A 14,013-nucleotide genomic window follows, 5' to 3' on the forward strand; every position below is an offset into this window, starting at 1 on the left:
CGCTAGCAGTCGGTGGCCTCACCGGTCTGGCCGACGGCGATGCCGCAGACCGACCAGTGGAACGCTCCGGTGGTATCCGCGTTCACCAGCGAGATCCCGCCCTGGGGACTCACCGGCTCCTTCGGGCCCGGTATCGAGTTGTCGCACTCCGCCGACTCGACGTCTGCCGCCACGGTGATGCCGCAGACCTGCCATTTGGCGAAGTCCCGCAGGTCGATGTTCACGAGCGAGGGCATGCCCTGCCCCTCAGGGGACTCGGGCAGCTCCCGGCCGTAGGCCACGGCCTCGTCCTCGACATCGGAGCTGAACAGGCTCTCGCATGCGGTGTCGGTGAGCGGGCCGGTCTCGCCGGTCTCGCACACCGCCGGCAGCATCGACCGGTGCTCGTCGTCCACGGAGGCGACCGTCAGCCAGTCGGGCGTGGCCGCGGTGGCGGCGCCGCCCGTGAGGGCCGCCGCCGCAGCGGCGGCGACGGCCGAGGCCGCGACCATGGTGGTGTTGCGCATCGCTTCTACCTAACACTTCTCGACCAGGCCCGAGGTTGCCCCAGGACCTAGTAGTCGCCCTGGTCGTCGCCCTTGTCAGGCATGCCGCCGTCCGAGATGTGGTCGGCGTTGTCGCAGTCCTGCCAGAAGGACTGGGTCAGCACGTTCTGGCCGCAGATCTGCCAGTGGGCCGCGCTCGAGGCGTCGACGTTCGCGCCCGAGACGTCGCCGGCGTTCACGCCGGACTGCGGGCCCTCGCCGATGTGGTCGCGGTTGTCGCAGTTCTGGTTGTACGACGTGGTGAGCACGTTCTGGCCGCAGATCTGCCAGTGCGCGGCGCTCGAGGCGTCGACGTTCACGAGGCTGACCGGGCCGGCCCAGACGCCCGAGTTCTGGGCCATCGCGGGCGAAGCGGCACCGAGGACGGCGACACCGGCGGCGGCGACGGCGAAGGCCGCGGTAGCGGTGGTCTTGCGCATTAGCTGTGTTTCCTTTCGAGTTGGATGGGGCGGGCCCGGCGGGCCCGCCCCTCAATCGACCTACTGCGCCGTGTTGGGCATGTGGTCGTAGTTCAGGCACTGCTGGTCGAGCGACGGCGCGACGCCGACGTTCTGGCCGCAGATCTGCCAGTGGGCGGCGTCCGAGATGTCCAGGTTCGCGGCGGACACGTCGCCGGCGTTGACGCTGGACTGCGGGCCCTCGCCGATGTGGTCGCGGTTGTCGCAGACCTGCCCGAAGGACTGAGTCAGCACGTTCTGGCCGCAGATCTGCCAGTGGGCCGCGCTCGAGGCGTCGATGTTCACCAGGCTGACCGGACCCGCGTTCACACCGGAGTTCTCGGCCATCGCCGGCGAGGCGGCGGCACCGATCGCGGCGATGCCGGCGGCGGCGGCGAGGACGTAGGTGGACTTGCGCATGAAATTCCCCCGATTCGAAATGCTTTCCGGAACCGTCGGGCCGGGTTGCGGCCGGCCCGACGGGGCTTGCTCACGCCGTTTCGGCTACTGGGCCGAGTCCGACATGTGGTCGTAGTTCTTGCACATCTGGTCGAGCGACGGCGAGACGCCGACGTTCTGGCCGCAGATCTGCCAGTGGGCGGCGCTCGAGATGTCGAGGTTGCCCAGGGACGTGTCGCCGGCGTTCACGCCGGACTGCGGGCCTTCGCCGATGTGGTCGCGGTTGTCGCAGTCCTGGCCGAAGGACTGGGCGAGAACGTTCTGGCCGCAGATCTGCCAGTGGGCGGCGCTCGAGGCGTCGATGTTCACCAGGCTGACCGGACCGGCGTTGACGCCGGAGTTGTTGCCGGCCATCGCGGGGGCGGCGGAGAGAGCGGCGGCGCCGGCGGCGACGGCGGCAACGGTGAGAACCTTGCGCATGAGTTGCGTTTTCCTTCTTGGGTTGTGCGCCCGGAGGTCCCGGGCGGCTTGACTTCGTCTTCCCCGCCCCGTTCAGGGGCGGTGCTGCGATCGGCTTCCGCGCGTCGGCACGCCGGAGGGGCGTGGGATCAGATCCCATGCACTGCAACCGGAGGGAGAGTTTGAAGGCGGACTTCAAGTTCCCCGCGCACCGACGCGCGGAGGCCCTAGTCTGGGGCGACGGACAGCTCGGCGGCGCGGTCCAACGGCCGCCCCAATTCCCCGATCACCGTGCGGGAGAGTGACACCTCTTCCCCCGCGGCGGACGGGGAGACGCAGACAGCGGTGTGGCCGCTGTCGACGCTTATACCTGCGGTCGAGCCGGTGGCTCCACCGGGGATGATCTTCAGGTCAGGCAGTCCGGGGCCGTCGTACAGCCACGGTCTGGCCGAAGTGCGCGGCACGCCGCGCACGTCCTCGACCACGGATCGGTCGGTCCCCCGCACGATTGCGGCGGGGCACTCGGCGGCGGCGGCCGGCCGGCCGTCGTTCGCTCCGTGGAGCGACGCCGCCACCTCGTTGGAGGCCTGCACTGTGAGCGCGGTGAAGCTCGGTTGTCCTGCCCCTGCGGCGGGGACGCTCCCGGGCGTCGTCCCGTCGCCGAAGCGCAGGCCATCGGTCACCAGTCGCGCCAGTGCGTCGACCGGATCGGTCGAGGGCGCGACAGTCTCGTAGACACCGGGCACCGCGGGGGCCGGGCCGTCCGCAATGGAGGCCGTTCCCTTCACGAGGTTTCCCAACAGCGGTGCCACTACTCCGGCAGTGCGGTCTCCGACAGACTCGTCATCCAAGTCGAGTAGGCCAGGCAAGGCGTCGCCCTGCAGCGCAGTGCGCACGACCCCGTCCGTCTCGTCCACCAGCGAGTCCACCGGCTCGTCCAGGCCCGACACCAGCCCCGAGACCTCCTCCTGCACCGCTGCCGCCCGATGTCCCTGCTGGTACTGCGGGACCAGTCGCGCGGCCAGGCGCGACATGTCGGACACCTCTGCGGAGAGGGGGTCGGTCATCGCGGCAAGGCCCTGCGATGCTGCGGAATCGTCTGATGCCCAAGCGGAAGCGGCCAACGCGAAGGCCCCCAGAAGCAGGGAGCCGAATGCGGTGAGCGCGGCGCCGAGGAAGACCCGGAGCACGCTGAAGCGGCGAGTGACCTCGCTGCCCCCGGCGGTGCGTCCCATCGTCTCCCCCGTCGTCCCGAACCTGAGCGCGAGCGTTCTCGCCGCTCGCAACTGTAAGAACGAAACGGGACTGATCGGGGATACGGGGCGAATCAGATTTTATTCCCGAAAATAGGGTGAGACGGACTCACAGCTCCTCATTGCTCACGCACAGCAGCGGTTAACAGACTGTTTACATGACTTCAACGAACGAGAAATTGCTTTTTGGGAGCGTGGCGGAACAGCCCACGGCTCGGTCGAGCCCCGGCTGGACCGCGTCACTGCAAGAAGGGCTCCTACCTGATGGCTATCAAGGCCGAGTACATCTGGATCGACGGCACCGAGCCGACGGCCAAGCTGCGTTCCAAGACCAAGATCCTCGACGAGGGCCAGGAGCCCCCGATCTGGGGCTTCGACGGCTCCAGCACCAACCAGGCCGAGGGCCACACCTCCGACTGCGTGCTGCGCCCCGTCAAGGTCGTTCCGGACCCCATCCGCGGCGGCGACTCGATCCTGGTTCTGTGCGAGGTCCTGGACATCGACTTCACCCCGCACCCCACCAACACCCGCGCCAAGACCGCCGAGGTCGCCGAGCAGTACGCCGGCCAGGAGTCCTGGTTCGGCATCGAGCAGGAGTACACCTTCATGGTGGGCTCGCGCCCGCTCGGCTTCCCCGAGGGCGGTTACCCGGCCCCGCAGGGCGGCTACTACTGCGGCGTCGGCGCCGACGAGATCTTCGGCCGCGAGATCGTCGAGAAGCACCTCGACAACTGCCTCGCCGCGGGCCTGCCGATCTCCGGCATCAACGCCGAGGTCATGCCCGGCCAGTGGGAGTTCCAGGTCGGCCCCGCGTCGGCCCTCGAGGTCTCCGACTCGCTGTGGATCGCGCGCTGGCTGCTCTACCGCACCGCCGAGGACTTCGGCGTGTCGGCCACGATCGACCCCAAGCCCGCCAAGGGCGACTGGAACGGCGCCGGCTGCCACACCAACTTCTCCACCAAGGCCATGCGCGAGGACTACGAGCCCATCATCGCCGCGTGCGAGGCCCTGGGCGAGAAGGCCGCCGAGCACATCGCCGTCTACGGCGACGGCATCGCGGACCGCCTCACCGGCGCCCACGAGACCGCCCACTACACCCAGTTCTCCTACGGCGTCTCCAACCGCGGCGCCTCGATCCGCATCCCGTGGCAGGTCGAGAAGGACAAGAAGGGCTACCTCGAGGACCGCCGCCCCAACGCCAACATGGACCCCTACCTGGTGACCGGCAAGATCGTCGACACCGTCTGCTCCGCCCTGGAGAAGAAGGGCCTCGTCTAACCACGAGCCCCCGAACGAACCGAGAGGGGCGCCGCGCGGAAGCGCGGCGCCCCTCTCGTCGTCCCTGTCGTCAGCGGCCGGTCGCGACGCCCAGTGCGGCGACGCGCCGCAGCAGGGCGTCGTGGGAGAACCGCTCCTCGACGATGAGCCGCGCGCGTTCCGCTTGGGCGGCATAGGCCTCGGGGTCGGCCGCGAGCGCGCGCACGGTCGCGGCGACCTCGCCGGGCTCGCAGTAGACCGCGGCCGCGCCGAACAGCGGCTCGAAGCGCGGGTCCATGACCACCGGCACGCCGGCCGCCATCGCCTCGAGGGGAGCCAGGCCGAAGGCCTCGCGCCCTTCTTCTGCGATGAAGTACACGAAGACGTCGAGCCCGTGCAGGAACTCGCGGGCGTCCATCGCGCCGAACTCGTGGACCGTCCAGTTCGCCGGGACGCGGCCGAGGCGTTCGGCGACCGTGGCGGCCCCGCCGAGCACGTGGACCTCGAAGTCCTCGTCGGCCGGATGGCATTCGCGCAGGCGCTCAGGGGACTCGGGCCATTTGAGCGGGTGGTCGCGGGAGTGGCGGCCGATGCGGATGCGCCCGTCGGACGGCCGCGCGGCCTCACGGCACCACAGGGCCGGGTCGAGGCATTCGGTCCAGTCCTCGGCGGCGAGGTCAGTTCCGGCGACGACGGCGGCGTGGTGGTCCACCAGGGCGCGGCGGACCATGGGCCCCACCGGGTACCAGGTGTGCGGGCCGACCCAGGCGTCGAGGTTCGCGAGGACCCGCTCGGCGTCCCAGGCCTCCTCGACGCCGCCTTCGGGGCCGTAGAACTTGAACGGCGTCTGGTTGACGATGAGGACGGTCCGGCCGGCGTCGATCGCGGGGAGGTCGTCGCGCAGGCGCAGCGCGATCGTCGGCAGGCGCACGATCAGGAGCGCGCACGAGACCGGGTCCCAGGCGTTGAGCAGCCGCACCGACTCGCCGTCGACCAGGGCGGCGATCTTGTCGTTCAGCGGGCGCGAGACGTCCCAGTGGAACACCGGGTGGTGCAGCAGGCCCACCTTGAGGCCCGCGGCCCGGTAGGCCTTGATCTCCTCGGCGTTGGCCGTCGAGTTCCCGCCCGGGAGCGCGAAGTGCGACACGATGACGATGTCGAGGTCGAGACGGGTGGCCGCGGCACGGCCGCCGCGGCGGCGCTCCTGCCAGTCGAGGAGGGCCGCGCCGGCCTCGAGCCGGGTCGCGGCGGTCTCGTCGGCGGCGCCGAGCAGGCGGCGCAGCTCCGGCACCGCCTCGGTCGAGAAACCGTACTCCAGGCGGCCGGTGAGCTTGCGCAGGGCGCGGCGGCGGCTGCCCGGGACGTTGCCGAGCGGCGGGACGCGGTGCTCTCCCATGGCGGTCACCGGGCCTCCGCCGGGGCGGGGAGGCGGACGCCGAGCGAGGCGACCCGCTCCAGGAGCGCGTCGTACGAGTAGTGCCGCTCGACGCGCGCGACGGCGCGCGCGGACTGGGCGGCGTACCGGTCCGGGTCGTTCATGAGCTCCCTCACGCGGGCCTCCACTTCGGCCGGTTCGCAGTAGACCGCGCCGTCGCCGAACAGCGGCTCGAAGCTGCGCGGCAGGACGCACGGCAGCCCCACGGCCATGGCCTCGAGCGGGGTGCGGCCGAACGCCTCCTCGCTGGAGTCGGCGATGAAGAAGACCAGGACGTCCATGCGGTGCAGGAAGTCCCGGGGCGGGACCGACCCGAAGGGCAGCACCGTCCAGTTCTCGGGGAGGCGGCGCAGGAGGGCCTTGGCGGCGTTCGCGCCGCCGAGCACGTGGATCTCGAAGTCGTCCGAGGTCGGGTAGCAGGCGAGGATCTGCTCGGGCGTCTCGGGCCACTTGTGGGCGTGGTCGCGGGTGTGACGGCCGATGCGGATCGGTCCGGCGCCGGGGCGGCGGCCGTCGCGGCGCCACTGCCCGGCGTCGAGCACCGCGTACCAGTACTCGGGCGAGAGGTCGATGCCGTCGATCTCGTCGGCGTGGTCGGCGAGCAGGGCCTCGCGGACCACCGGCCCCTGCGGGTACCAGGTGTGCTCGCCGAGCCAGTCGGTGAGGTTGCGGTGGACGGTGCGCACGTCCCAGGTCAACTGGCGGCCCTGCTTGGGGCCGTAGTAGTGCCACGGGGTCTGGTTGACCACCAGGACGGTGCGGCGGGGCCGCAGGTCCGGCAGGTCGTCCATGGGCCGCATCATGATCCGCGGGAAGCGGACGATCGCCAGGTCGCAGTCGACGCGGTCGTGCGCGGTGATCCACTCGACGCCGTCGTCCTCGAGCAGCCGCTGAATCTTGTCGTTGACCGGCCGCACCAGCGGCCAGTCATAGACCGGGTAGTGCAGCAGGCCCACCCGCAGCCCGGCCCGGCGGAACGCCTGGATCTCCTCGGCGTTGGACGAGGAGGAGCCGCCGGGGAGGTGGAAGTTGGAGACGATCACGACGTCGAGCTCGAGATCGCGGCGCTCGGCGCGGTCGTCGGCGTCGTGCCAGTCGGTCAGGGCCTCCAGCGCCGCGATGCGCAGCGCGGGGATCTCGGCCTCCGACCGGGCGAGCCCGCCGAGGTGGGCGCGGGCCTCCACGGACCAGCCGACGTGGAGCCGGTCGGTCCACAGCGCCAGCGACCGGCGCTGCTCGTCCGTGGGCACGCCGAGGAGGTCCCGCTCGGTCGGGCGCACCTTGGCGCGCAGGACGCGCAGCTTCCCGGCGGCCTTGCCGAGGCCGCGCCGCAGCGCGGCCTTCTTGCCGCGCAGGAGGCGGCGCGGCAGGCGCTTCAGGCGGCCGGCGAGCGCGCGGGCGCGACCGGCGGCCCCGCCGTCGAGCGACGTGCGCTCGGCGGGCCGCTGCGGCTCCTCCGGAGCGGGAGGCATGACCTCGACCGGGCCTATCCCTGCGTCGGGGAAGTCGAACGCGACGGCGGCGGCGATGGCTTCGTCCGCCGCGAGCGCCCGGTCGGATCGGATCTCGTGCAGGTCGACCCATTCGGCCCCCGCGGCGGCGGCCCGGCGGACCGCCTCGCGGCCCACCGGCACGTACCCGTCGGCGACGGCGGCCCAGCTCTCGTAGTGGGCGATGGCGACCTTCACCCCGGCGGCCGCGTCCCGTTCGAGCTCGGCGAGCATCGCCCGCTGCTGCGGGCCGTGTTCGCGCCAGTCGCCGATGAAGACACGCTCGACCGCGGTGGTGCGCTTCGCTCCCAGGAGCGGGGCGGGCGCGGGGAAGGGCCGCTGCGGCGCGGCGTCAGGCAGGTACGGCTTGGCGCGCTTGGCCTGGATGTCCTTGTGCCAGCGGTGGAACCCGGCCTCGTAGGCGGCGCGCAGCGGGTGCATCCAGCCCTCGCCGACCTCACCGCCCGACAAGGAGGTCGGGCTCTGGCGCACCACGGTGTGCCGGGCCTCGGAGCGGACCCAGCGGCGCGAGCCGAACGTCTTCTGCAGCCGCAGCCGGAACTCGGTGTCGGCGCCCTTGCGGGTGACGTCGTAGTAGCCGAGCTTCTCGCGCACGGGGCGGGTGCGGAACAGGATCGGCGTGGAGAAGATCTTCGCGAGGCTCTGCGCCGGGCCGGTGAACAGGTGGAGGTCCGCCGTCGCGCGGATGCTGTGGCCCGCCGACATGACGGCGGCGTCGTCAGCCAGGAGCGGTGCCGCGAGCGCTTCGAGCCAGCGTGGGTGGGCCCAGTCGTCGGAGTCGAGGCCGGCCGTGAACTCGCCCTTCGCCTTTGCGAGGGCGCTGTTGCGGGCGCGGTAGGTGCCGCCGTTGACGCTCTGGGTGTAGCGGGTGACACGCGCGTCGAGCGCGGCCGCCTCCTGGAGGACCTGCTCGTGCTCGGGGCCGGAGGCGTCGTCGACGAGCAGCAGCTCCCAGTTGCGCCAGGACTGGTCGACGAGGGAGCGGACGGCGGTGAGGAGTTCCGGGCCGGGCCGGTACGAGGTCATGATGATCGAGACGAGCGGGCCGTCGACCGTGCCGGCGACGCCCGGGGCGGCGCGGAGCCGGTCGAGCAGCGGCAGCCCGGGCTCCCCGGTGAGTTCGACGTCCTCCCAGTCCGCGAACCGGCGGAACGCCGCGAACCAGGCCTGCTCGTCGCCGCCGCGCGCGGGGTGCGCGGCTTCGGCGGCGTACGCGGCCGCGTGGTCGTCAGGCGCCGTGGCGAGGAGCCGCTCGATCCGCTCGGCCGCGCCGTCGGCGCCGAGCTGCGCGACCGCGAGCCGGAAGTGCAGTGCCCGGTGCTGCTCGGGGCCGCCGCTCGGATCGAACTCGCGCGCCCGGTCGTACAGGCCCAGGGCCAGGTCCGCATCGCGTTCGGCGAGCGGCCGCTGCGCGAGGGCGCGGGCGAGTTCGCGGAGCGCTTCGGGACGGGTGCCCGTGATCGCCTCGGCGGGTTCGGCGGCGCCCTCCGCGGCGCGGGAGGCGAGGATCGACCGCCCCAGGCGCGAACCGCCTCGGATGGCGCTGCCGGCGATCGCGGGCAGGGCCGCGCCCGCCAGCGACGGACCGAAGCGGTGCGCGGGGGGCTGGACGGAGGGCCGGGTGCGGGAGTTCGTGGTCATCGTTCCTATGCAGGGGGGACGGTCCCACCGTTGGGTCTGGTGGCGGTCGGCGGCGGCGCTGGGGGCGCGGAGGCGGGGTCTGAGGCCCGGCCGGCGGATCGTCGGCGACCGTGTTCATTGTCGCAAACGTCTACACGCGCCGGGGGCGGTCGCGGTGGCACCGGGGGTGCCGCGCATCGCCCCCGCAGAAGACCATAGCCGAGGTCAGCAAGCGACTGCCGCGGGTTCGCGCGGGCGTACCCTCGCGCACACGGAACGGCCAGAACGGGAAGTAAGCTCGGTTCACCATGGAGAAACCGACCCCGCCGCTGCGCGTCGCCCGGAACGACAGCGGCTCCCTCGCCCCCGCCCGCCTCGGCGAATGGAACCCGGTGAAGCGGGTCTCCGTCGTCGTCCCCGCCTTCGGCGGCCAGGACAAGCTCGATCTCGTGCTCGCCTCGCTCGCGGCCCAGACGTACCCGGCGGACCTGCTCGAAGTGGTCGTCGTCGACGACGGCTCCGAGCCGCCCCTGCGGCTGCCGGAGGTGCTGCCCGCTGCGACGAGGATCGTGCCGAACCGGCCGGGCCGGTGGGGCATCGCCGCCGCCGTGGACGCGGGGATAGCCGCGTCCACCGGGGAGGTCGTCGTGCGGCTGGACTCGGACGTGGTGGCCGATGCGCGCCATGTGGAGGCGCACGCGCGTTGGCACGAGGCCGGCGACTACTTTGCGGTGATCGGCAAGCTCGCGTTCGTCGACGTCGACCTCGCGGCCGACCCGCTCGAGCCCGGGCGGGTGCGCGACGCGGTCGCGGGCGGGGAGGCCGCGGCGCTGTTCGCGGACCGCCAGGTGGGCGACGAGTGGGAGGTCGCGCTCGTGAAGGAGTCCGGCGGGCTCGTCGAGGACCCGGTGCGGGCGTTCACGATCGCCAACGGGGCGACCATCTCCTTCACGCGCGCGATGTACGACGACTGCGGCGGCACGGACGCGACGATGCCACTGGGCAGCGACACCGACCTGGGCTACCGCATGGCGCAGCGCGGCGCGCTGTTCGCGGCCGACGCGGAGGCGCTGGCCTGGCACCTGGGGCTGTCGCAGATGAAGTCGCGACGGGAGGACGGCAAGCGGTACCGCCGGCCTTTCGCGGCCAACCGCATCCCTTCGCTGCGGCACCTGCGCACCGACGCCGGCCGGGCGTGGGAGGTGCCCTACGTCAGGGTCCTGGTCGACGCCGACGGGGCGCGCCTGGAACCGGTGCGGGCCACGGTGAACGCGGTGCTGGCCGGCACGCTGGCCGACGTCGAGGTGGTGCTGACCGGGCCGTGGGGCTCGCTCGGCGCCGACCGGGTCGCGCCGCTGGAGGACCCGCTGCTGAACCTGCGGCTCATCCGCGAGACCTTCCGCGGCGACGCCCGCGTGCGGTTCCTGGAGAAGGTGCCCGAAGCGGTCGCGCCCGTGCCGTTCCAGCTCTCGATCGCCCCGGGCGCGGTGCCCCGCCGCGACGGCCTCGAGCGCCTGGTCGCGCACGCCGACGAGCACCGCCTGGGCCGGCTCGAGACCGCCGTCCCGAGCCGCGTGGGCCCGTTGCGGGTGCGGCTTGACCGGACCGCCGCGCTGGCCCGGGCCGAGCGGCTGCGCGAACCCGGCGAGGACCTCGACGCGGTCCTGGAGGCCGTGTGGGGCATCGGCTCCGCCGAACCGGGCCTCTGGTTCCTCAACGACGAGTCGAAGGCCGACGCGCACCGCCGCGAGATCGAGGAGCTCAAGGCCGCCTTGGCCCGCCTCGAAGGAGCTGCGCCCGTGCGGCGGTCGCTGCCGCGCCGCGTGCTCGGCAGGCTGCGCCGCCTCCGCGGCTGAGGCGGCGGCTAGGCGACCCAGGCCCGGGCGAGCTCCTTGCGCCGCTCGTGCAGTTCGCTGCGCTTCGCCTGCAGCTCAGGGTCGGCGGGTTCGCCGGCCTGCCGCCGCTTGCGCATCTCGTTGCGCACGCGCTTGATGCCGCGGTCGACGCTCTTGCCCTGCTCGACGAGGTCGACGTGCTGTTCGGCCATCACCGGCTCCCGGACCTCGCGCAGCCGTCCGGCCTCGGCGATGCCGAAGGCCCGCAGGGTCCTGCGGTCGATCTCGTGCGCGCCGGGGTTCGCGGTGGTGCCGTCACGCAGGCTCTTCCCGGTGCGCAGCAGCTCGAGCGACGTGGCCGTGGTCGCGTACAGCCACCAGCGGGTGTCGCCGCCGATGTGCTGGACCGAGCCGTCCCGTTCGACGACCCAGTCGGGGACACGCCGGTGGTTCTTGCCGTAGACGGAGGTGAACGCGTCGAACGACTCGAGCAGGGACGTGCCGATCGAGTGGCTGTAGTGGTAGGCGCGGAAGCCCTGGCCGGTCGCGGGCACCCACTGGTAGCCGGTGGTCGCGGTGATCGCGGCGGGCAGCGCGCCCCGGTCCGCCAGCAGCTCCCGGGCGGCCCGCTGGATCTCGCCGAACAGGTCCCGGTGCACGGCGTCGTCGTCGTCGATCCTGGTGGTCAGGACCGGCGGGCGGCCGTTCGCCTTCGCCTCCTCGATGCACCACCGCTTGAACTCCGGCTCGAAGTCGTCGAGCAGTTCGAGTTCGAGCAGCCGCAAATACGGGCGGGTCGAGACCAGCTCGTCGAGACGCTTCCGGAACGACTGCGGCATGTCCCGGTCGATGCCGAGCACCCACACGAAGTCCTTCTCGGACTGGGAGTCCACGGACGCAAGCGCCAGCGTCTCGAACAGCTGCCAACGGTATTCGAGCCATTGCTCGTTGAACACCCCGATCTCCAACCGGGTGCCCACGACGTGCAGGAACGCGCTCGAACCACCAGAACGGACGCTGCCGCGACCGGCGGCGCCCCGCGGTCGCGAAAAGAGGGTGCGGATGCCCACGATGGACTCTTCTCAAGGGGATTTGGAACTAGAGGGGTCCACATCGTATCGACCGGATGCGGTCGGTGCAGGTCGCGGGCGAGGGTCAGGCCCGGTCGGCGCCGTCGACGCCCTTGCCGAGGGCGGTCGCGATCTCGTGGTGCCGTTCTGCCGCGGCGAAGCGCTCGGTCTCGATCGCGCCGAGGACGCGGCGGGTGGCCGCCTCGGTGTCGGCGGACGCCTCGCGCAGGCGGCTGTCGAAGTTGCGGGTGACCAGGCTGAGGCGGGCGTCGAGGGTGCGCAGCCGCTTGTCGGCCTTGGCCGCATACCGCATCGCGTCGCGGTGCTGGTCCCGCAGTTCCCGCTGCTGCTCGTCCAGTTTCCGGTGCAGCCGCGCGTTCTCGCGCATCAGCGACAGCGCCGTCCCGGCGAGCAGGAGGACCACGGCCGCGAGCGCTGGACCGTGGGCCTCGAGCAGCGCGGCGGCCACCGCGCCCGCGACGAGTGCGGCGGCGAGTGCCGCGGCGGCCTGGGTGCGCTTGGGCGACCGGCGGAGGCGGCGGGCGAGGTCGAGCATCGAGATGGTTCCTTCTGTGTGTCGTGCGGGTGGGGCGCGGCGTCAGGCTTCGATGATCGCGCCGTTGACCGGGAATTTCAAAAGCTCGGGCCAGGTGCGGCGGATGATCTGGACGAAGGCGGCTCCGGAGATCCGGTCCTCCAACGGGATCGCGAGCAGCGGCCCGAGGATCCGCCGCGAGTTGAAGACGGTGAATGTGTCGAACGCAACATCGGATTCGATGTGGTGTGCGGCCAGCCACACCCCGCAGCGGTGCTCCCAGTAGTAGAGGTCGAGCGGGTCGTACCGCCGCTGGGCGCGGTCGAAGTCCACAGCGTCGATGAACTCCGCGAACGCGGCGGTGAACGCGTCCGGCGTGGACTCGCGGCCGGTCAGGAGTCGGGCCATGTCCTCGGCGGTGAGCACGTCGGGCTGCTCGCGCTTCCCGCGGTAGAACGCGCGCGCGATCTCGTACAGGTTCGACCTGATGTGGAGGCCCCGGCAGCCGCCTTCGTACTGCCGGTGGGTGGCGTACAGCTCGGGTGCGCTGACGCGCTTCGAGTTGCGGTCCATGACCGCGGCCAGCGGTGCGGGGGGCGCGTCGAACAGCGGCATGATGCTGTGGTGGCGCAGGCCGAGCGCCGCGGTGATCTCGCGGGCGGCGGCCGCGTCGGCCCGCATCGCCCGCTTGGACTCGCCTTCGCCGCTGTCGGCGTCATAGGTGAAGTAGTCGACCCGGTCCGCGACCGGCCGGGTCAGGGCGAGGGTGGTCCGGCTGTCGAGGCCGCCGGTGAGGGAGACCACGAGCGGGTCGCGCGCGGCGAGCAGTTCGACCTGGCGCTGCAGCAGCGGGAGCACGTCGTCGACGGCCTCGGCGACAGTGCGGGGCTCGGGGTCCTCGCGCGGGAAGCACCGGCGGGGCTCGGCGGCCGCGAATTCGAGTTCAGTGTTCGGCGTCAGCGCGAAGACCCGCGCGAAGGGCGTGATGCGCCCGGGGAGGGCGTACGCGTTGTGCTCCTGGCGGATCGCCTGCGGGTCGGGGAACGCCGACGGAGCGGTGCCGACCCGGTCGGCCACGAGGTGCGCGTGCGAGGCGGCGTACGTGCGCCCGTCCCGGCGGCCGTAGAAGACCGACCGCATGGCCGCCGCGTCGGATTGCACGTAGGTCTCGCCGCGGTGCTCGTAGAAGACCGCGAACCGGCCGCTGAGCCGGTCGATCCCGTCGAAGAGGACCTCCCGCCCGGCCGCCTTGGCGCGCAGCAGTCCCGCCGCGATCGTGGACAGGTCCTCATCCCAGGTCCCGAGGTCGATCGCCCGGCCGAGCAGCGCCACCCAGGAGCGCCCGGACCGGGCCACCGCGAATGCGCAGCGGGGGTCGTAGGAGAGCCACAGTCCGTCGATCCGGACTTGCCGCCAATGCAAGACGGGCGCCTCGTGCTCGTGCGGTGCGAGCAGGAAGCCGCGGGCGTACAGCAGCTCGGCGGCGTCGCCGGCCGACGGGACTTCGGCCTCGGGCACCGCGGGCGTGGCCGAGTGCGCGGAGGCGTTCGGGAAGGGGGGCATCAGGTCGCGGACCGGCCGTCGGCGGATCCAAGGGGTGGACATGGCGGGAATGCCTTTCTGTGCCCTCTCGACAGCGCCGGGCGGCGCGCGGAGA

12 protein-coding genes are annotated in these 14,013 nt (G+C 72.3%); 2 read left to right on the top strand and 10 right to left on the bottom strand.

All coding sequences use genetic code 11. The features are described from left to right. Window positions 1–2 precede the first annotated feature (2 nt). From AB0K52_RS14845 to AB0K52_RS14865, 5 genes are all read right to left on the bottom strand, one after another. On the bottom strand, window positions 3–506 hold the full coding sequence (locus AB0K52_RS14845; protein WP_363531587.1) for a hypothetical protein: 504 nt from the start codon (window positions 504–506) through the stop codon (window positions 3–5). 47 nt (window positions 507–553) lie between these two features. Then, the gene (locus tag AB0K52_RS14850; RefSeq protein ID WP_363531590.1) at window positions 554–964 is read right to left on the bottom strand and encodes a hypothetical protein; all 411 of its coding nucleotides are present in this window, start codon (window positions 962–964) and stop codon (window positions 554–556) included. A gap of 60 nt (window positions 965–1,024) precedes the next feature. After that, on the bottom strand, window positions 1,025–1,402 hold the full coding sequence (locus tag AB0K52_RS14855) for a hypothetical protein (RefSeq protein ID WP_208498885.1): 378 nt from the start codon (window positions 1,400–1,402) through the stop codon (window positions 1,025–1,027). 84 nt (window positions 1,403–1,486) lie between these two features. Further along, on the bottom strand, window positions 1,487–1,861 hold the full coding sequence (locus tag AB0K52_RS14860) for a hypothetical protein (RefSeq protein ID WP_363531593.1): 375 nt from the start codon (window positions 1,859–1,861) through the stop codon (window positions 1,487–1,489). A gap of 206 nt (window positions 1,862–2,067) precedes the next feature. Further along, on the bottom strand, window positions 2,068–3,075 hold the full coding sequence (locus tag AB0K52_RS14865) for a hypothetical protein (protein ID WP_363531596.1): 1,008 nt from the start codon (window positions 3,073–3,075) through the stop codon (window positions 2,068–2,070). 282 nt (window positions 3,076–3,357) lie between these two features. On the opposite strand from AB0K52_RS14865, the gene glnII reads away from it, so the two are divergent. After that, window positions 3,358–4,371 carry a glutamine synthetase gene (gene glnII / locus AB0K52_RS14870; protein WP_208498888.1) on the top strand — a complete coding sequence of 338 codons (1,014 nt, stop codon included), beginning with the start codon at window positions 3,358–3,360 and terminating at the stop codon, window positions 4,369–4,371. 70 nt (window positions 4,372–4,441) lie between these two features. On the opposite strand, the gene AB0K52_RS14875 is transcribed toward glnII, so the two are convergent. Together AB0K52_RS14875 and AB0K52_RS14880 are read right to left on the bottom strand one after the other, a co-directional pair. Further along, complete coding sequence (locus AB0K52_RS14875; protein WP_363532098.1) at window positions 4,442–5,746, bottom strand: glycosyltransferase; 1,305 nt, start codon at window positions 5,744–5,746, stop codon at window positions 4,442–4,444. Window positions 5,747–5,751: 5 nt separating this feature from the next. After that, window positions 5,752–8,937 carry a glycosyltransferase gene (locus AB0K52_RS14880; protein WP_363531599.1) on the bottom strand — a complete coding sequence of 1,062 codons (3,186 nt, stop codon included), beginning with the start codon at window positions 8,935–8,937 and terminating at the stop codon, window positions 5,752–5,754. A gap of 287 nt (window positions 8,938–9,224) precedes the next feature. Here AB0K52_RS14880 and AB0K52_RS14885 point away from each other — a divergent pair, with 287 nt between their 5' ends. Continuing rightward, window positions 9,225–10,772, top strand: a complete 1,548-nt coding sequence (locus AB0K52_RS14885; RefSeq protein WP_363531602.1) for a glycosyltransferase — start codon at window positions 9,225–9,227, stop codon at window positions 10,770–10,772. 8 nt (window positions 10,773–10,780) lie between these two features. Here AB0K52_RS14885 and AB0K52_RS14890 read toward each other — a convergent pair whose 3' ends face one another. The 3 genes from AB0K52_RS14890 to AB0K52_RS14900 form a co-directional block, all read right to left on the bottom strand. Then, window positions 10,781–11,731, bottom strand: a complete 951-nt coding sequence (locus tag AB0K52_RS14890) for a glycosyltransferase (RefSeq protein ID WP_363531604.1) — start codon at window positions 11,729–11,731, stop codon at window positions 10,781–10,783. Between the two features lie 175 nt (window positions 11,732–11,906). After that, window positions 11,907–12,377, bottom strand: a complete 471-nt coding sequence (locus AB0K52_RS14895) for a hypothetical protein (protein WP_363531607.1) — start codon at window positions 12,375–12,377, stop codon at window positions 11,907–11,909. A 42-nt stretch (window positions 12,378–12,419) separates the two neighbouring features. After that, window positions 12,420–13,961, bottom strand: coding sequence for an asparagine synthase-related protein (locus AB0K52_RS14900; RefSeq protein ID WP_363531609.1), 1,542 nt, complete (start codon window positions 13,959–13,961; stop codon window positions 12,420–12,422). Window positions 13,962–14,013 lie beyond the last annotated feature (52 nt).

The organism is Glycomyces sp. NPDC049804, assembly GCF_040674615.1.
Classification (GTDB): domain Bacteria; phylum Actinomycetota; class Actinomycetes; order Mycobacteriales; family Micromonosporaceae; genus Glycomyces; species Glycomyces niveus.